This window comes from Massilia aerilata, from assembly GCF_042656905.1.
GTDB classification, from domain to species: Bacteria; Pseudomonadota; Gammaproteobacteria; order Burkholderiales; family Burkholderiaceae_D; genus Telluria; species Telluria aerilata.
The window spans coordinates 23,009-40,192 of sequence record NZ_JBHSMZ010000015.1 but is presented as its reverse complement, the minus strand read 5'-3'; the positions used below and the strand labels follow the sequence as shown (position 1 = coordinate 40,192).

Sequence of the window (17,184 nt, the reverse complement as noted above, 5' to 3'; positions counted from 1 at the left end):
CAGCAGGTGTGCAAAAATGCACATGCATGCTTTGAGCCGGTGCATGCACGCGCCGAGGGAGCACCTGTTTCACTCTGGTGAAGTGCCGCTTTGAAGCTGAGCTGAGGAAATTATTGGCGTCGAAATGTGCACTGGTGCACAATAACTGTTGCTGATAACAGACAATCATCACATGCATACCTTGCCTGAGTGGACCGATCTGCGTTTCTTCCTCGAACTGGCGCGCGCCGGCACGCTGTCGGGCGCCTCGCGCCGGCTGGAGGTCGAGCACACGACCGTGGCGCGGCGCATCGACCGCCTCGAGAGCCAGCTCGGCACCACCCTGTTCGACCGCTCGCGCGAAGGCTACGAGCTGACCGAAATGGGCCACGCCCTGCTGCCGCACGCGGAGGCGATGGAAGGCGCCTCGCTGGCCGCGCTCGAGCAGCTGGGCGGGACCGAACTCGGGGCCCAGGGCGTGGTGCGGCTCGGCGTGCCGGACGTGTTCGGGATCAGGGTGGTGGCGCCGCTGCTGGTCAAGCTGCTCGACACCCATCCGGATTTGTCGATCGAGATGCTGTCGCTGGCGCGCTTCGCCAACCTGGCCAACCGCGAGGCCGACCTGGGCGTGATGCTTGATCCGCCCGCCACCGGCCGCTACGTGGTCACGCGCCTGGCTTCCTTCCGCTTCTACCTGTACGGCTCGCCCGCGTACCTGGACCGGCATCCGCCCATCCGCAGCCAGGCCGACCTCGAACGCCACGACTTCGTCGACTACGTGCAGGACCGCCTGGCCAGCCGCGAGCTGTCCTACCTGAACGAGCTCGGTTTCACGCCGCGCCGGCGCTTCTGCTCGCTGGGCATGGGTGCCCAGGTCGAGGCCGCGGCGCTGGGCATGGGCCTGATGATGGCGCCGCCTTACGCGATCCCGGACGACGGCCGCCTGGTGCCGGTGCTGCCCGGCTTCTACGCCGAGCGCTCGTTCTGGCTGGCCGCGCCGACCGACCTGTACCGCCTGCGCCGCGTGAAGGTGGTGTGGGACCTGCTGCGCGAGCTGGCCGACAACAATCCTTCGCTTTGGTGGGTGAAGGGCGATATCGGGAGGGCGGCCTGATGCGAGTCCGTGCTTGCGTGGAAGCGGACCGTGAAGCCGTGAATGCGGTGGCGCGGGCGGCGTTCGCGCAGTATTCGCGGGATTACGACGACTGGCCCAGCTTCATCGAGGGCATCGGCCGGATGGCCGAGCTGGCGGCGAACGCCGATCTGCTGGTGGCCGAGCGGGATGGCGCCATCGCCGGCGCTGTGGCGCACCTCGGACCGGGCCGGCCGCGCGCCGACTTCTTCCCGGGCGAGTGGTCGGTGATCCGCATGCTGGTGGTCGATCCGGCGCGGCGCGGGCAGGGCGCCGGGCGGGCGCTGGTGGCGGGCTGCCTGCGGCTTGCCAAGGAAGCCGGCGCGCCTTTCGTCGGCCTGCATACGAGTCCGGTCATGGCATCGGCGCTGCGTATGTACGAAGCGATCGGCTTCGTGCGCGACCGCGACCTGGCGCCGATCCGCGGCGTGCCGTATGGGCGCTATGTGCTGGCGGCCGCGGATATTTCGCCGGCAATCGTGCTGCTGGCCTAGCACGCGCCGGACGTCGCCAAGGGCCGCGCACGTTATACTGGGTACGAATCAACGTGTATTCACAACTATGCCGGACAGCCCGACCACGCCCCTGCCCGTAACTCATCGCGTTCCCCGCGCGCTCGCCGTGGCGGGGCTGCTGATCGTCGCCATCACCCTGGCGCTCACCGGACTGCTGGTCTCGAGCTACCGCAGCACGGTAGAACGCGAAGAGACCAACCTGCTGAACCTGGCCGAGGCCTATGCGGCGCAGACCCATTACGCGATGCTGGCGCTCGACACGCGGCTGGCGCGCTCCGTCGACAGCGACAGCGATAGCGCCGCCGCGGCGCCGGGCAGCGAACCGGAAGTCGCCCTCGGCGCGCCGGACAGGGACGGCCGGCGCACGACAATCACGCTGGCCCGCAGCTTGCCGGCCGCGCAAGGCGGCGCCGCCAGGCGGGTCGCCATCGACACCGACGTATCCTACTTCCAGCGCATCTTCGCCTCCAGCGACCTTGGCAGCGGCGGCTCGGTGACCCTGCTGCGGCGCGACGGCGTCATGCTGGTGCGCAGCCCCACCTTGCCGGGTGCGATCGGCCGTTCATTCCGGGACACGCCGCTGTTCCAGGTCCACCTGCCGCGCATGCCGGCCGGCGCCTTCGAGACCACCAGCCCGACCGACGGCAAGCGCCGCCTGTACGGCTACAGCGCGGTCGGCGATTATCCGCTGGTGATCATCACCGGGCGCGACAAGGCTGACACGCTGGCGGTCTGGCGCGGCTGGCTGTGGGTGGGCGTGCTGGCCTGGCTGCTGCTGTCGTCGACGCTGGCGCTGCTGGCCTGGCGCATCGGGCGCGAAGCCGAGCGCCAGGCGGCCCTGATCGCGCGCCTGACCAGCAGCGAAAACCGGCTGACATGGCTGGCCGATTTCGATCCGCTGACCGGCCTGCCGAACCAGAACCGGCTGCGCCGCGCGCTGGGCGAGGCGACCGACGCCGCGGCCCGCGAGGGCGGGCAGGTGGTGCTGGTCCTGGTGGCGCTCGAGCGCCTGCACGAAGTGGGCGACCTGCTGGGCATCGACGCCGGCGAGGAGGCGGTGCGCGAGGTCGCCGCGCGCATGCGCCGCCTGGCCCCCGAGGCCATGTGCCCGGCGCGCGTCAAGACCAACGAATTCGGCCTGCTGGTGCGGAGCGCGCAGGCAGGGCAAGCGGTCGACGGCCTCGCCTTCGAACTGCACGCGCTGCTGTCCGAACCGGTGCGCGTGCGCGAGCGCGAGTTCCACCTGGAGCCGGTGATCGGGGTCGCCGCCTATCCGCAGGACGCCGGCTCGGTCAACGAATTGATGCGCCTGGCCGACATTGCCAAGCACCGCGCGCGCGGCGACGGCGGCGAGCCGGTGCACTTCCATTCCGACGCCAGCCATTCCCATCTCGACGAGCGCCTGCTGGTCGAGGAGCAGCTGCGCCGGGCGCTGGAGCGCGGCGAATTCAGCCTGGTCTACCAGCCCAAGATCGCCATCGCGAGCGGGTGCATCACCGGCTTCGAGGTGCTGCTGCGCTGGCACAATCCGCTGCTGGGCCAGGTCTCGCCGGCGCGCTTCATCCCGATCGCCGAACAGACCGGCCTGATCGTCGGCATCGGCAACTGGGTCCTGCGCAGCGCCTGCGAACAGGCCAGCGCCTGGCGCCGCGAATACGGTTTCCAGCCGAGAGTGGCGGTCAACCTCTCGATCCGCCAGTTCTACCAGAAGGATTTGCTGGGCACGATCGCCTCGGCGCTGGCCGGCGCCGAGCTGGCGCCGGACGCGCTGGAGCTGGAGATCACGGAGAGCATCGCCATGAGCCGCATCGACGTCGTCGAGCGCCTGCTGGCGGGCATCCGCGCGCTCGGGGTCGAACTGGCCATCGACGATTTCGGCACCGGCTACTCGAGCCTGGCCTATCTGAAGCGCTTCCCGGTGCAATGCCTGAAAGTCGACCGCGCCTTCGTCCACGATCTCGGGCGCGATGCCGACAGCGCGGCCATCGTGCGCGCCATCGTGGCGCTGGGCCATGGCCTGAAGATGCGGATCGTCGCCGAAGGCGTGGAGACGGAGATGCAGCTGGCGCTCTTGCGCGAGCTGGGTTGCGACGAAGCCCAGGGTTACCTGTTCGCACGCCCGGTCGAGGCGGCGGCGGTGCCGGCGCTGCTGCTCGCGCGGGATAGGCAGACACCGACATCGGCCTGAGCCGGCGTTCGCCGGCAACCGCCGTCGTGGCAATTCATCGCACCAATCCCCCCATTCGTCCCACGGTGGGATTCTGTGTATTTCCAAATTGCATGATCTGCTATGCTGCCGCGCCATGACCGAACTAAGAGACAGCGATCGCGAGATCCACCATTTCCGCACGCGCCTGGGCTGGCTCGGCCTGTTCGTACTCATCTGCTTCGGCCTGCTGGCGGCCCGTTTCGCCTGGCTGCAGGTGGTCAAGCACAGCCAGTACCTGGCCCAGGCCGAGGACAACCGCATCGCGCTGGTGCCGATCGTTCCCAACCGCGGCCTGATCCTGGACCGCAACGGGGTGGTCCTGGCCAGTAACTACTCGGCCTACACGCTCGAGATCACGCCCTCGAAACTGGAGGCCAACCTCGACTCCGTGATCGACGAGCTGGCCAAGCTGGTGACGATCGAAGCCAAGGACCGCAAGCGCTTCAAGCACCTGCTCGAAGAATCGAAGAACTTCGCCGGCGTGCCGATCCGCACCCGCCTGAGCGACGAGGAGGTGGCCCGCTTTACCGCCGAGCGCTTCCGCTTCCCGGGCGTCGAGGTGCAGGCGCGCCTGTTCCGCCAGTACCCGCTGGGCGAGGTGGCCGCCCACGTGCTGGGCTACATCGGCCGCATCAACCAGAACGAAGCGAAGGCGATCGAAGCCGGCGAGGACGCGGCCAATTACAACGGCACCGACCATATCGGCAAGGAAGGCGTCGAGAAGAGCTATGAGCGCCAGCTGCATGGCGTCACCGGCTACGAGGAAGTCGAGCGCTCGGCCGGCGGGCGCGCGATCCGTACCTTGTCGCGCACGCCGGCGGCGCCGGGCGCGAACCTGATCCTGTCCATCGACATCGAACTGCAAAAGCTCGTCGAGCAGGCCTTCGGCGACAGGCGCGGCGCGCTGGTCGCGATCGAGCCCGGGACCGGCGAGGTGCTGGCCTGGGTGTCGCGGCCCGGCTTCGATCCCAACCTGTTCGTCGACGGCATCGATCCGCAAAGCTGGAACGAACTGAATACCTCGCTCGACAAGCCGCTGATGAACCGCCCGCTGTCCGGCACCTATCCGCCCGGCTCGACCTTCAAGCCCTTCATGGCCCTGGCCGCGCTGGAACTCGGCAAGCGCCGCCCGGAGCAGGGCATCCAGGACCCGGCCTATTTCATGCTGGGCGGGCACCGCTTCAACGACGACGTCGCCGGCGGCCACGGTTACGTCGACATGTACCGCTCGATCGTCGTCTCCTGCGACACCTATTACTACCAGCTCGGCAACGAGATGGGGATCGACGCCATCAGCGGCTTCATGAAGCAGTTCGGCTTCGGTGCGCCGACCGGCATCGACCTCGAACACGAAAAGAGCGGGGTGCTGCCTTCGCAGGCGTGGAAGCGCGCGCGATTCAGGAACAATCGCGCCGCCCAGAAGTGGGTGGGCGGGGACACGATCTCGGTCAGCATCGGCAATGGCTTCAACAACTACACGATGCTGCAGCTGGCGCATGCGGTGGCGACCCTGGCCAACGACGGCACGGTCATGAAGCCGCACCTGGTCAGGATGCTCGAGGATGCGGCCAGCCATGCGCGCACGCCGACGGCGCCGCGGGCCGCCGGGCGCATCCCGCTGAAGCAGCAGAACGTCGACTTCATCCGCCGCGCGATGGTCGGCGTGACGAGCGAGCAGGCCGGCTCCGGCTACAAGGCCTTCCACGGCGCCGGCTACCTTGCCGGCGGCAAGACCGGCACCGCCCAGGTGGTCGGCCTGAATGGCGCCAAATACAATCGCGGCATGACGCCGGAGCGCCTGCGCGACAACGGCCTGTTCATCGCCTTCGCGCCGGCCGACAAGCCGAAGATCGCGCTGGCGCTGGTGGTCGAGAACGGCGAGTGGGGCGCCGCATCGGCGGCGCCGATCGCGCGCAAGGCGCTCGATTTCTACTTGCTGGGCAAGCGATAGTTCAAGCGTGCGGGCCCTTTGCGGGCGGAAGTCTATACTAATCCGGGTGGTTGAAAATACAACTTTAATTATACAAATCTATTCCCGGACCTGAAACGCCTCAGCAATGGCCGCGCCATTTTCCAAGCCCGCCGTCCTCGCCGTCAAACTGGCCCTGCTTGCCATCCTCGGCCTGCTGGTGGCGGCAGTCGCGGCGGCGCACTGGCGCATGCGGCCGGCCCACGGCGTGCTGGAGCCGATTGCGCAGCCGATTCCCTTCAGCCACAAGCACCATGTCGGCGACGACGGCATCGATTGCCGCTACTGCCACACCTCGGTCGAGAAGTCCCGCTTTGCCGGCATGCCCTCGACGGCGATCTGCCTCAGCTGCCATTCCCAGCTCTTCCTCGATTCGCCCCTGCTCGCGCCGCTGCATGAAAGCGCGCGCAGCGGCCGCCCGATCCAGTGGGTGCGCGTGCACGACCTGCCGGACTTCGTCTATTTCGAGCACGACATCCACGTGAACAAGGGCGTGGCCTGCGTCGAGTGCCACGGCCGCGTCGACCAGATGCCGCTGACCTGGCGCACCGCCTCGCTCGAGATGCAATGGTGCCTGGGCTGCCACCGCAATGCGCCGCAGCACATCCGGCCCTTGTCCAAGGTGCTGTCGATGGCGCCGCAGCGGCCCCTGACCCCGGAAGAGGTGCGCCAGCTCGACCGCCTGTACCGCCTGCGCAGCGCCAATGCGCTGACCAACTGTTCGACCTGCCACCGATGACGCACCATCACCATCCCGTCATTCCCATCCACGGCCAGGCGCATGGTGAAGATGCGCCGGCGCGGCGCCGCTTCCTGAAGCTGATGGCGGCGTCGGCGGCGCTGGCCGGCGCCGGCTGCAGCGGGCCGCCGGCCGAGACCATCGTCCCTTATGTGCGCATGCCGGAGCAGGACGTGCCCGGGCTGCCGCTGTTCTACGCCAGCGCCTTCGTGCGGCGCGGCTTCGCGCACGGGGTGCTGGTCGAGACCAACATGGGCCGCCCGACCAAGGTCGAGGGCAATCCAGAGCATCCGGTCGCGCAGGGCAGCACCGACGTCTTCGCCCAGGCCTCGATCCTGCAGATGTGGGACCCGGACCGCTCGCAGACCGTGCAACAAGGCACCGAACTGTCGACCTGGGCGGCCTTCGAGGCGGCCTGGGAAGCGCGCCGCCCGCATTTCGCGCGCGACGGCGGGGCCGGGCTGCGCATCCTCAGCGGCCCGGCGAGCTCGCCGACCATGGCGCTGCAACTGGCGGCGCTGCAGAAGCGCTACCCGGCCATGCGCTGGCATGCGTGGGACCCGCTGCACGACGACGGCGCCGCGGCCGCCTCCACGCTGGCCTTCGGCCGCGCGCTCGACCCGGTGTATCGGCTCGACCACGTCGCGGTGCTGCTGACGCTGGACGCCGACCTGTTCGGCGCCGAGGGTTCGCATGGCGGCGCGCTGGCGCATGCGCGCGCCTTTACGGCGCCGCGCCGGCTCGGCCTCGACCCCGCCGCCAGGCGCCTGTATGCGATGGAGTCGACGCCGACCCTGACCGGCGCCTATGCCGACCAGCGCCTGGCACGGGCGCCGCACGAGATCGAGGCGGCGCTGTGGCGCATCGCCGGCCTGCTGGGCGCGGCGCCTGGCGGCGGCACGGCGCCCGGCGCGGCCGGGACGCGCTGGGAAGCCGCGGTGGCGAAGGCGCTGGGCGATGCGAAAGGGCGCGCGCTGGTGGTGGCCGGCCCGACCCTGAGCCCGGCCAGCCGCGCGCTGGCGCACCTGCTGAACCAGCGCCTCGGCGCGGAGGATGGCGCCGTGGCGTATATCGAGCCGGTGGCGCTGGGCGCGCCAACGCATGCCGAGGGCCTGGCGGAACTGGCCGCCGACATGCGCGAAGGCCGGGTCGACACCTTGCTGATGCTGGACACGAATCCGGTCTACACCGCGCCGCCCGCGCTCGATTTCGCCAAGGCCTTGCGCCGCGTGGCGCTGAGCGCTCACCTGGGCCTGTACCGCGACGAGACCGCGCGCGAATCGAACTGGCACCTGCCGCTGGCGCACGGCTACGAAGCCTGGAGCGACGCCCGCGCCCACGAGGGCACGGCCAGTATCGTGCAGCCGCTGATCGCGCCGCTGTACGGCGGGCGCTCGGCCCACGAAGTGCTGGCGCTGGCGCTGGGGGAGGGCAGCCGCGATGGCCGCACGCTGGTGCGTTCGACCTGGCAGAAGGGCGAGGACTTCGAGCAAGCCTGGCGCGAGATGCTGCGCCGCGGCCTGGTGCCGGACAGCGCCGCGGCCGCGGTGGCGGTGCGCAAGGTGCCGGCGATCGCGATGCCGGCCCTGCCCACACCGCCGCTGGTGGCCGTGTTCGCGCCCGATCCGGCCGTCGATGGCGGCGAGTTCGCCAACAACGCCTGGCTGCAGGAGCTGCCGCGGCCTCTGACTTCGCTCACCTGGGACAACGCGGCCCTGGTCGGCCCCGGCACGGCCGAACGCGCCGGCCTGCACGATGGCGAGGTCGTGCGCCTGGAAGTGGACGGCCGCAGCCTGATGGCGCCGGTGCTGGTCCTGCCCGAGCAGGCCGAGGGCGTCATCACCCTGCCGCTCGGCTACGGCCGCAGCGGCGCCGGGGCGGTCGGCAACGCGGTCGGCTTCGACGCCTACCGCCTGCGCCCGCGGAATGCGATGCGGGCGCCGGTGCTGCTGCGCATGGAGCGCACCGATGCCGGCCACGTGTTCGCGCTGCGCCAGCGCGAAGTCGACATGCACGGGCGCGAGCCGGTGCACGTGAAGGAGCTTGGGCGGCCCGCGGCGGCGCGGCGCAAGGAGGAAGAGGGCGGCAAGACTTCGCTGTATCCGGAGCGCCGTTACGAGGACTACAAATGGGGCATGGCGATCGACCTGAGCGCCTGCATCGGCTGCGCCGCCTGCACGGTCGCCTGCCAGGCCGAGAACAACATCCCGGTGGTCGGCAAGGAAGAGGTGATGCGCGGGCGCAGCATGCACTGGATCCGCGTCGACCGCTACCGTCAAAATGGGCGCAGCCTGTTCCAGCCGGTGCCCTGCATGCATTGCGAGCACGCCCCCTGCGAGGAAGTCTGCCCGGTCGGCGCCACCGTGCACGACGACGAAGGCCTGAACGTGCAGGTCTACAACCGCTGCATCGGCACCCGCTTCTGCTCGAACAACTGCCCCTATAAAGTCCGGCGCTTCAACTTCCTGCAGTATTCGAACGAGAAGCAGGAAAGCCTGAAAGCCATGCAGAATCCCGAGGTCACGGTGCGCAAGCGCGGCGTGATGGAGAAATGCAGCTACTGCCTGCAGCGCATCACGCGCGCGCGCATCGACGCCGAAAAGCAGGGCCGCCGCATCGCGGACGGGGAGGTGGTGACCGCCTGCCAGGCCGCCTGTCCGACGTCGGCGATCCACTTCGGCGACCTGAACGATCCGAACAGCGCGGTGGTGGCGGCCAAGGCCTCGGCGCTCGACTACGTGCTGCTCGAAGAGCTGAACACCCGCCCGCGCACCAGCTATCTCACGCGCGTGATCAACCCCGACCCGGAGCTGGGATGAGCGCGCCGCCTTCCTCCCTTGAACCCGGCGGCGGTCAGCCGCGCTCGCGCGACAGTGCCGTGCTGCGCGCCGGCTGGGACTATGCCGACGTCAGCGACAAGATCGCCGGCATCGTGCTGTCCGGGCGCTTCGGCTGGAAGTGGTGGAGCGCCTTCCTGGTCGCCTGCGGCGGCGTGCTGGCGCTGCTGGTGGCGGTCAGCTGGCTGCTGGTGAAGGGCATCGGCATCTGGGGCGTCGACATCCCGGTGGCCTGGGGTTTCGCGATCGGGAATTTCGTCTGGTGGATCGGGATCGGCCACGCCGGCACCTTCATCTCGGCCGTGCTGCTCCTGCTGCGCCAGAAATGGCGCACCTCGATCAACCGCTTCGCCGAGGCCATGACCCTGTTCGCGGCCAGCATCGCCGGCATCTTCCCCATCCTGCACCTGGGCCGGCCCTGGTTCTTCTACTGGCTGGTGCCGTATCCGAACGTGATGAACGTCTGGCCGCAGTGGCGCAGCCCGCTGGTGTGGGACTTCTTCGCCATCGCCACCTACCTGTCGGTATCGCTGATGTTCTGGTACGTCGGCTTGATTCCGGACCTGGCCACCTTGCGCGACCGCGCCGGCGTGCGCGGGCAACGGGGCGCGCAGATCGCCTACGGCCTGCTGGCGCTGGGCTGGCGCGGCGAGGCCCGGCACTGGGCGCGCTTCCAGAACGCCTACCTGCTGCTGGCGGGACTGGCGACGCCGCTGGTGGTGTCGGTGCACACCATCGTCTCGCTTGATTTCGCGGTCGGGAACACGCCGGGCTACCATTCGACCATCTTCCCGCCTTACTTCGTCGCCGGCGCCTTGTTCTCGGGCTTCGCGATGGTGCTGACCCTGGCGATCCCGCTGCGCGCGGCCTTCGGGCTGAAAGACTTCATCACCGGCCGCCACCTGGCGAATGCGGCCAAGGTGCTGCTGGCGACCAGCTGGATGGTCGCCTACGGCTACCTGTCCGAGATCTTCACGGCTTTCTACAGCGGCGAAAAATACGAGATCTTCATGACCATCAACCGCTGGACCGGACCCTATGCGCCGGTGTACTGGTCGATGTTGGCCTGTAATATCCTGCTGCCCCAGCTGCTGTGGAGCCGCCGCGTGCGCCACAGCGTGCCGGCCCTGTTCCTGCTCAGCCTCGTCATCAATGCCGGCATGTGGATGGAGCGCTTCCTGATCGTGGTGTCCTCGCTGCACCGCGATTACCTGCCGTCGGCCTGGGGCATGTTCTATCCGACGGTCTGGGACTGGATCACGCTGTTCGGCTCGATCGCGCTGTTCGTCTGGCTGTTCCTGCTGTTCGTGCGCTTCCTGCCGCTGATCTCGATGGCCGAGATGCGCGAGCTGGTGCGCGACAGTTCGAAAGGGAAGATATGACTGCGGGCATGAGCGCGCCGTGCTATGGCCTGCTGGCCGAATTCCCCAGCGCCGAGGCCTTGTGCGCGGCGGCGCGCCAGGCGCGCGAAAACGGCTACACGCGGGCCGAGGCCTACAGCCCTTTCCCGATCGAGGGCCTGGACGAAGCACTCGGCAGCAACAGCGACCGCACCGCGCCGGCCGCACTGGCCGGCGGCCTGCTGGGCGGGGCGGGGACCTACTTCCTGCAGTGGTATGCGGCGGTGGTCGACTACCCGATCAATGCCGGCGGCCGGCCGCTGCACAGCTGGCCGGCCTTCATTCCCGCCACCTTCGAGATCACGATCCTGGGTGCGGCGGTGGCGGCGGTGCTGGTCATGCTCGTGCAAAACGGCTTGCCCAGGCTCCATCACCCGCTGTTCGAGGTCGAGGAATTCGAGCTGGCGAGCCGCAACCGTTTCTTCCTGTGCCTGCCCGCCCACGATCCCGTGTTTGCGCCGGGACCGGCGCGCAGCCTGCTGGAAGGCCTGCAGCCCATGCTGCTGCGCGAGGTGCCGGCATGAGGGCGCTCGCGAGCATCCTGCTGTGCTGCTGCGGCCTATTGGCAGGCTGCGAACGCGCCAAGCAGGACATGTACGACCAGCCGCGCTACACGACCTTCGCCGGCAGCACCCTGTTCCCGGACGGCGCCAGCGCGCGCATGCCGCCCGCGGGCACCCAGCCGCGTGCGCGCGGCGCCTTCGCCGGCAGCTCGGGCGGACGGGTGGGCGTCGCCGCGGTCAACACCGATATCGCGGCCGAACAGGCGCAGAGCAATCCCTATCCGGTCGACCTGCGCCTGCTGGAGCGGGGCCGCGGCCGCTACATGATCTACTGCCTGCCTTGCCACAGCCCGGTGGGCGACGGCGACGGCATGATCGTGCGGCGCGGCTTCCCGGCGCCGCCCAGCTTCCACCAGGACCGCCTGCGCGCGGCGCCCGACCGCCACATCTACGAGGTGATCACCCAGGGCTACGGTGTGATGCTGCCCTATGCGGACCGGGTCGAGCCGGCCGACCGCTGGGCCATCGTGGCCTTCATCCGCGCGCTGCAACTGAGCCAGCAGGCGCCCGCGGACAGCCTGCCGCCGGCCTTGAAGGCGCAGCTGGATGCGCAGCCGGGAGCCGCGCCATGAAGCGCATGACGATGCCCGTCGCCGCCGCCGCGCTGCTGGTCCTGGCCGTGGCCGGCACAGCCTGGCGTCCGGACCTGCGCGCGCTGCTGGCCGGCTACCTGGCGCTGTGGTGGTTCGGCACCGGCGCGCTGCTCGGCGGGCTGGCCAACGTCTGGCTGCACCAGCTGACCGGCGGCGCCTGGGGCGAGACGATACGCCCACCGCTGCTGCGCGCCGCGCGCTGGCTGCCGCTGGCCTGCCTGCTGTTCCTGCCGGTGCTGCTGGGGATGCAGCTGCTGTATCCCTGGGCCGACGGGCAGGTGCCGGAGCCTGCGACCGGTTTCCGCACGTGGTGGTTCAACCCCGTCTTCTTCGTCGTCCGCAGCGTGTTGTATCTGGCCTTATGGAGCCTGCTCGCCTGGATCGAGACCCGCGCCCGCAGCCGCTCGGCGGGACGCGCCGCCGCCTGCCTGCTGGCCTACGGCTTTTCCGTCAGTCTGGCCGCCGCCGACTGGATCATGTCGCTGCAGCCGGAATGGTATTCGAGCGTGTTTGGCTGGCTGGCCGCCACCGGCCAGATGCTGGCCGGGCTGGCGCTGGCGGTGCTGCTGATCGACAGGGAAGCCGCCCGCCAGCGCCTGCCGGACCTCGGCAACCTGCTGATGATGTACGTGCTGAGCTGGGCCTACCTGGCCTACGTGCAGTTCCTGATCATCTGGGCCGCCGACCTGCCGCGCGAGATCGCCTGGTACCTGCGGCGCGACACGCCCGGCTGGCATGCCGTCGCCTGGGGCCTGCTGGCCCTGCATGGCGCCGGGCCGCTGGTCATCCTGCTGTCGCGCCGCGCGAAGCAGGCGCCGCGCGTGCTGGGCGTGCTGGCGGCGGTGCTGCTGGCGGCCCACGTGCTGGATTGCTGGTGGCTGGTGCTGCCTTCGGTGGGGAGGGACGTTCATGGCTGACAACAGCGAAGACGAAGGCATCCACTTCCGCGCGATCCGGCGCGGCGCGCTGGCCATCGCCGGCGGCATCGTGTTCGCCGTGGGCGGTTCCTGGTGGCTGCTGCACATCCTGGGACCGGCCGCGAACACGGCGCAGCCGCCGGCCGGGATCCCTGCGCCGCGCCTGCAGCCGGCGCCGCAGCAGGACAGCGCCGCCTATTTCGCCGAGAAGCAGCGCCGCCTGAACAGCACCGGCTGGGTCGACCGCGGCGCCGGCATCGCCCACATTCCGCTGGACGAGGCGATGCGGATCGAAGCGGCGCGCCGGCAAAAGGAGGTCAAGCCATGAGGCGCGCCCTGCGGCTCCTGTTCTGCATGGCCCTGTGCTGCTCTCAGGCGGCCGGCGCCCAGGCCTTGCGCCTGCCGCCGCAGCCGGCCGCCGGGTTCTCGCCCACGATCGGCACGCAACTGCCGCTCGACGCCATGCTGCGCGACGAAAGCGGCGCGCCGATCCGCCTCGGCAGCCTGTTCGGCAAGGCGCCGGTGGTGCTGGTGCCCGGCTACTACAGCTGCCCCAACCTGTGCAGCACCTTGTTCGAAGGCGTGCTGCAGGCGCTCGCCTTGAGCGGCATGGCGCCCGGCAGCTACCGTTTGGCCGGCTTCTCGATCGACCCGCGCGACGGCGCGCAGGCGGCGGCCGGCAAGCGCGCCGCTTATGCGTCCCTGCTGCCGGGCGGCGCGGCCGACCTGCGCATGCTGACCGCCGGCCCGGCCACGCTGGCGCGGCTGGAGCAGGCGCTGGGCTACCGCGCCGTGCAAGACGCGGACGGCGGCGAATTCGCCCACGCCGCCGGCTTCGTGGTGGCCGACGGGGCAGGGCGCATCGTCCGCTACTTTCCGGGCGTGCGCTTCGAGCCGGCGGCCTTGCGCACGGCCCTGCAGGCGGCGCAGGACGGACAGCCCCCCGCCGCCGGCTCTTTGGGCGAGCGCCTGCTGCTGCTCTGCTCCCACTACGACCCTGGCGCCGGCGCACACAGCGCGGCGGCGATGATGGCAGTGCGGACGGCGGCGCTGCTGGCGGCGCTGGGCCTGGGCGGGTGGATATGGTATCGACGCGCGGGGAGCCGGCCATGAGCGTGCCCTTCCACCTGCTGCCCGCCGATGGCGCCCAGTCGGCCACCCGCCTGGACAGCCTGGCCCTGTGCCTGCTGCTGCTGACCGGCGCCGTGGCCCTGATCCTGCTGGTCATGATGGTCGTCTTCTGCGTGCGCTACCGCGCCGCCTCGCCGGCGAACCGCGCCGGCGCGCGCGAGAAGGACCTGGGGCTGGAAGTCGCCTGGACCCTGATCCCGCTGCTGCTCTTCCTCGGCCTTTACGCCTGGGGCGCGGTGGATTACGCCGCCCTGTACAAGCCCGACCCGGCCGCCACCCCGGTCTTCGTGGTGGCCAAGCAGTGGATGTGGAAGGCCGAGCACCGCAACGGCCGGCGCGAGGTCGGCGAGCTGCACCTGCCGCTGGGGCGGCCCGTGCGCCTGGTGCTCACTTCGCAGGACGTGATCCACAGCTTCTTCGTGCCGGACTTCCGCATCAAGCAGGACGCGGTGCCGGGGCGCTATACCTCGATCGGCTTCACGCCCAGCAAGGCCGGCGAGTACCGCCTGTACTGCGCCGAATTCTGCGGCACCGAGCACGCCATGATGACCGGGAAGATCGTGGTGCAGCCACCAAGCGAATTCGCGCGCTGGCTGGCCGAGGGGCCGCGCCAGCCCGGCATGGCGCAGCGCGGCTTCGCGCTGTTCCGCCGCTACGGCTGCAGCGGCTGCCACGCCGCGGGGTCGAGCGTGCATGCGCCGGATCTCACCAATCTGCTGGGGCGCCGTGTGCACCTGCAGGACGGCCGCGAGCTGGTCGCCGACGAAGCCTACGTGCGCGATGCCATCCTGGTGCCGCGCAAGGACGTGGTGGCGGGCTACGAAGCCATCATGCCTTCCTTTGCCGGCCAGATCGGCGAGGAAGACCTGCTGGCGATCATCGAATACATCAGGGAGAGCGGACATGACGAGCGCGCAGAGCGACCTTGAGCTCGAAGAAAAGGGCGAGAAGGCCGGCGCCAGCTACCTGAAGGAGGGCTACACGCTGCGGTCCTGGCTCGGTACGAAGGACCACAAGCGCATCGCGATCCTGTACGCGGTGTCGATCACCCTGTTCTTCTTCCTCGGCGGCGTGGCGGCGGCCTTGATCCGCCTGGAGCTGGCCACGCCCCAGGGCGACCTGGTCAGCGCGGACACCTACAACAAGCTGTTCACTGCCCACGGCGTGATCATGGTCTGGCTGTTCCTGATTCCGTCTATCCCTTCGGTGCTGGGGAATTTCCTGATGCCGCTGATGATCGGCGCGCGCGACCTGGCCTTCCCGCGCCTGAACCTGGCCAGCTGGTATCTGTACATGGCGGGCGGCGCCATCGTCCTGTGGTCGCTGCTGGCCGGCGGGGTCGACACCGGCTGGACCTTCTACACCCCGTTCTCGACCATGTTCTCGAACTCGCATGTGGTGCTGTGCCTGGTGGGGGTGCTGGTGGTCGGCTTTTCCTCGATCCTGACGGGCCTGAACTTCATCGTCACCGTGCACACCATGCGCGCGCCCGGCATGGGCTGGTTCCGACTGCCGCTGTTCGTGTGGGCGAATTACGCGACCTCGCTGATCCTGGTGCTGGCGACGCCGGTGCTGGCGATGACCCTGATCCTGGTCGCGATCGAGCGCCTGTTCCAGGTCGGGATCTTCGACCCCGCGCTGGGCGGGGACCCGCTGCTGTTCCAGCACCTGTTCTGGTTCTACTCGCACCCGGCGGTCTACATCATGGTGCTGCCGGCGATGGGCGTGGCCAGCGAGATCATCCCCTGCTATGCGCGCCGCCCGGTGTTCGGCTACCGCTTCATGGCCTATGCGATCCTCGCCATCGGCGTGATCGGCTTCCTGGTATGGGGACACCACATGTTCGTCAGCGGCCAGTCGGTGTACGCGGGCATGGTGTTCTCGCTGCTGTCCTTCATGGTGGCGGTGCCCTCGGCCATCAAGGTCTTCAACTGGACCGCCACGCTTTATAAAGGCCGGATCAGCTTCGGCGCGCCGATGCTGTACGCGCTCGGCTTCGTCGGCCTGTTCACGGTGGGCGGCCTGACCGGCCTGTTCCTGGCCGCGCTGGCGCTGGACGTGCACCTGTCCGATACCTATTTCGTGGTGGCCCACTTCCACTACATCATGGTCGGCGGCTCGGTGATGGCCTACCTGGGCGGCATCCATTTCTGGTGGCCGAAGATCACGGGCCGCATGTATTCGGAAGCCTGGGGCCGGGTGGCGGCGCTGGTGATCTTCGCCGGCTTCAACCTCACCTTTTTCCCGCAATACCTGCTGGGCTATGCCGGCATGCCGCGCCGCTACCACAGCTATCCGGAAGAATTCCAGCTGCTGCACGTGCTGTCCTCGGCCGGCGCGGTGCTGCTGGCGGTCGGCTACCTGCTGCCGCTCGGCTACCTCGGCTGGTCGCTGCGCTACGGCCGCAAGGCGCCGTCGAATCCGTGGCAGGCCACCGGCCTCGAATGGCAGACCGCCTCGCCGCCGCCCGAACATAACTTCGCGCAGCAGCCGGTGGTGGTGCGCGAGCCTTATGCTTACGCTAGCAAATGAGCGCCATGGACACGGTCAAGCAGCCCCACGCCGAGCAGTTCACCAGCCGCGCGCAGCAGGACTTCGCGTCCACCTTCGGCATGTGGGTCTTCATCGCCAGCGAGCTGCTGTTCTTCGGGCCGCTGCTGTTCGGCTACCTCTACCTGCGCACGCACTATCCAGAGGCCAGCGCGGCCGCCAGCCGCCATACCGACTTCCTGCTCGGTACCGTCAACACCGCCGTGCTTTTGACCAGCAGCTTCCTGATGGCGCTGGCCGGCCATGCGGCGAAAGGCGGGCGGCGGTCGCAGGCCATGAAACTGCTGCTGGCGGTGGCGGCGCTGGGTACCGCCTTCCTTGTCATCAAGGGCTTCGAATACCGCAGCGAATACCAGGCGCAGCTGTTTCCGGGCGTGGACTTTCATCCGCAACACGGCGGCCATCCGCAGGAGCAGGCCGGCATGGAGCTGTTCTTCATCCTCTACTTCGCCCTGACCGGATTGCACGCGCTGCACCTGACGATCGGCATCGTGGTCTGCATCGTGCTGGCCTTCCTGCTGCGCCGCCCCGCGCCGGCGGCGCCGTCCGGCGAAGCGGTCGAAATCGCCGGCCTGTACTGGCACTTCGTCGACCTGGTGTGGATCTTCCTGTATCCGCTGCTCTACCTGGTCGGCAGGGCGGGGGGCTAG

At 69.3% G+C, this 17,184-nt stretch carries 15 protein-coding genes; all 15 read left to right on the top strand.

Translation table 11 applies throughout. The annotated features are described in order from the left end of the window. The first annotated feature begins 172 nt into the window (after window positions 1–172). The 15 genes from ACFPO9_RS17850 to ACFPO9_RS17780 all read left to right on the top strand — a co-directional run bounded on the left by ACFPO9_RS17850 (window position 173) and on the right by ACFPO9_RS17780 (window position 17,184). Window positions 173–1,093 (top strand): LysR family transcriptional regulator, encoded by a 921-nt coding sequence (locus ACFPO9_RS17850; RefSeq protein WP_379772897.1) that lies wholly within the window; start codon window positions 173–175, stop codon window positions 1,091–1,093. After that, window positions 1,093–1,605 (top strand): GNAT family N-acetyltransferase, encoded by a 513-nt coding sequence (locus tag ACFPO9_RS17845; RefSeq protein ID WP_379772894.1) that lies wholly within the window; start codon window positions 1,093–1,095, stop codon window positions 1,603–1,605. The genes ACFPO9_RS17850 and ACFPO9_RS17845 overlap by 1 nt, the downstream gene beginning before the upstream one ends. 67 nt (window positions 1,606–1,672) lie before the next feature. Beyond that, a complete protein-coding gene (locus ACFPO9_RS17840; protein ID WP_379772892.1) occupies window positions 1,673–3,814 on the top strand; it encodes a putative bifunctional diguanylate cyclase/phosphodiesterase in 2,142 nt (713 codons plus the stop codon). Window positions 3,815–3,929: 115 nt separating this feature from the next. Continuing rightward, window positions 3,930–5,786 (top strand): penicillin-binding protein 2, encoded by a 1,857-nt coding sequence (mrdA, locus tag ACFPO9_RS17835; protein ID WP_379772889.1) that lies wholly within the window; start codon window positions 3,930–3,932, stop codon window positions 5,784–5,786. Between the two features lie 106 nt (window positions 5,787–5,892). Further along, on the top strand, window positions 5,893–6,543 hold the full coding sequence (locus tag ACFPO9_RS17830; RefSeq protein ID WP_379772887.1) for a cytochrome c3 family protein: 651 nt from the start codon (window positions 5,893–5,895) through the stop codon (window positions 6,541–6,543). Next, the gene (locus ACFPO9_RS17825; RefSeq protein ID WP_379772884.1) at window positions 6,540–9,362 is read left to right on the top strand and encodes a 4Fe-4S dicluster domain-containing protein; all 2,823 of its coding nucleotides are present in this window, start codon (window positions 6,540–6,542) and stop codon (window positions 9,360–9,362) included. Before ACFPO9_RS17830 ends, ACFPO9_RS17825 begins: the two co-directional genes overlap by 4 nt. Next, window positions 9,359–10,762: an NrfD/PsrC family molybdoenzyme membrane anchor subunit gene (gene nrfD, locus ACFPO9_RS17820; protein WP_379772881.1), complete on the top strand. Its 1,404-nt coding sequence runs from the start codon at window positions 9,359–9,361 to the stop codon at window positions 10,760–10,762. Before ACFPO9_RS17825 ends, nrfD begins: the two co-directional genes overlap by 4 nt. Window positions 10,763–10,770: 8 nt before the next feature. Further along, window positions 10,771–11,304 carry a DUF3341 domain-containing protein gene (locus ACFPO9_RS17815; RefSeq protein ID WP_379772879.1) on the top strand — a complete coding sequence of 178 codons (534 nt, stop codon included), beginning with the start codon at window positions 10,771–10,773 and terminating at the stop codon, window positions 11,302–11,304. Next, on the top strand, window positions 11,301–11,915 hold the full coding sequence (locus ACFPO9_RS17810) for a c-type cytochrome (protein WP_379772876.1): 615 nt from the start codon (window positions 11,301–11,303) through the stop codon (window positions 11,913–11,915). The genes ACFPO9_RS17815 and ACFPO9_RS17810 overlap by 4 nt, the downstream gene beginning before the upstream one ends. Next, complete coding sequence (locus tag ACFPO9_RS17805) at window positions 11,912–12,853, top strand: hypothetical protein (protein ID WP_379772873.1); 942 nt, start codon at window positions 11,912–11,914, stop codon at window positions 12,851–12,853. Before ACFPO9_RS17810 ends, ACFPO9_RS17805 begins: the two co-directional genes overlap by 4 nt. After that, entirely contained in the window at window positions 12,846–13,181 is a 336-nt protein-coding gene (locus ACFPO9_RS17800) for a hypothetical protein (protein ID WP_379772871.1), read from the top strand. Before ACFPO9_RS17805 ends, ACFPO9_RS17800 begins: the two co-directional genes overlap by 8 nt. Further along, window positions 13,178–13,966, top strand: a complete 789-nt coding sequence (locus tag ACFPO9_RS17795) for an SCO family protein (RefSeq protein WP_379772868.1) — start codon at window positions 13,178–13,180, stop codon at window positions 13,964–13,966. Before ACFPO9_RS17800 ends, ACFPO9_RS17795 begins: the two co-directional genes overlap by 4 nt. Beyond that, entirely contained in the window at window positions 13,963–14,913 is a 951-nt protein-coding gene (gene coxB / locus ACFPO9_RS17790) for a cytochrome c oxidase subunit II (protein WP_379772865.1), read from the top strand. Before ACFPO9_RS17795 ends, coxB begins: the two co-directional genes overlap by 4 nt. Next, complete coding sequence (gene ctaD / locus ACFPO9_RS17785; RefSeq protein ID WP_379772862.1) at window positions 14,888–16,516, top strand: cytochrome c oxidase subunit I; 1,629 nt, start codon at window positions 14,888–14,890, stop codon at window positions 16,514–16,516. Before coxB ends, ctaD begins: the two co-directional genes overlap by 26 nt. Next, entirely contained in the window at window positions 16,513–17,184 is a 672-nt protein-coding gene (locus ACFPO9_RS17780) for a cytochrome c oxidase subunit 3 family protein (protein ID WP_379772859.1), read from the top strand. Before ctaD ends, ACFPO9_RS17780 begins: the two co-directional genes overlap by 4 nt.

Bases quoted from the DNA above. Each gene is read 5' to 3' on its own strand.
- ACFPO9_RS17850 (WP_379772897.1), top strand. From the start codon at position 173: ATGCATACCTTGCCTGAGTGGACCGATCTGCGTTTCTTCCTCGAACTG.
- ACFPO9_RS17845 (WP_379772894.1), top strand. From the start codon at position 1,093: ATGCGAGTCCGTGCTTGCGTGGAAGCGGACCGTGAAGCCGTGAATGCG.
- ACFPO9_RS17840 (WP_379772892.1), top strand. From the start codon at position 1,673: ATGCCGGACAGCCCGACCACGCCCCTGCCCGTAACTCATCGCGTTCCC.
- mrdA (WP_379772889.1), top strand. From the start codon at position 3,930: ATGACCGAACTAAGAGACAGCGATCGCGAGATCCACCATTTCCGCACG.
- ACFPO9_RS17830 (WP_379772887.1), top strand. From the start codon at position 5,893: ATGGCCGCGCCATTTTCCAAGCCCGCCGTCCTCGCCGTCAAACTGGCC.
- ACFPO9_RS17825 (WP_379772884.1), top strand. From the start codon at position 6,540: ATGACGCACCATCACCATCCCGTCATTCCCATCCACGGCCAGGCGCAT.
- nrfD (WP_379772881.1), top strand. From the start codon at position 9,359: ATGAGCGCGCCGCCTTCCTCCCTTGAACCCGGCGGCGGTCAGCCGCGC.
- ACFPO9_RS17815 (WP_379772879.1), top strand. From the start codon at position 10,771: ATGAGCGCGCCGTGCTATGGCCTGCTGGCCGAATTCCCCAGCGCCGAG.
- ACFPO9_RS17810 (WP_379772876.1), top strand. From the start codon at position 11,301: ATGAGGGCGCTCGCGAGCATCCTGCTGTGCTGCTGCGGCCTATTGGCA.
- ACFPO9_RS17805 (WP_379772873.1), top strand. From the start codon at position 11,912: ATGAAGCGCATGACGATGCCCGTCGCCGCCGCCGCGCTGCTGGTCCTG.
- ACFPO9_RS17800 (WP_379772871.1), top strand. From the start codon at position 12,846: ATGGCTGACAACAGCGAAGACGAAGGCATCCACTTCCGCGCGATCCGG.
- ACFPO9_RS17795 (WP_379772868.1), top strand. From the start codon at position 13,178: ATGAGGCGCGCCCTGCGGCTCCTGTTCTGCATGGCCCTGTGCTGCTCT.
- coxB (WP_379772865.1), top strand. From the start codon at position 13,963: ATGAGCGTGCCCTTCCACCTGCTGCCCGCCGATGGCGCCCAGTCGGCC.
- ctaD (WP_379772862.1), top strand. From the start codon at position 14,888: ATGACGAGCGCGCAGAGCGACCTTGAGCTCGAAGAAAAGGGCGAGAAG.
- ACFPO9_RS17780 (WP_379772859.1), top strand. From the start codon at position 16,513: ATGAGCGCCATGGACACGGTCAAGCAGCCCCACGCCGAGCAGTTCACC.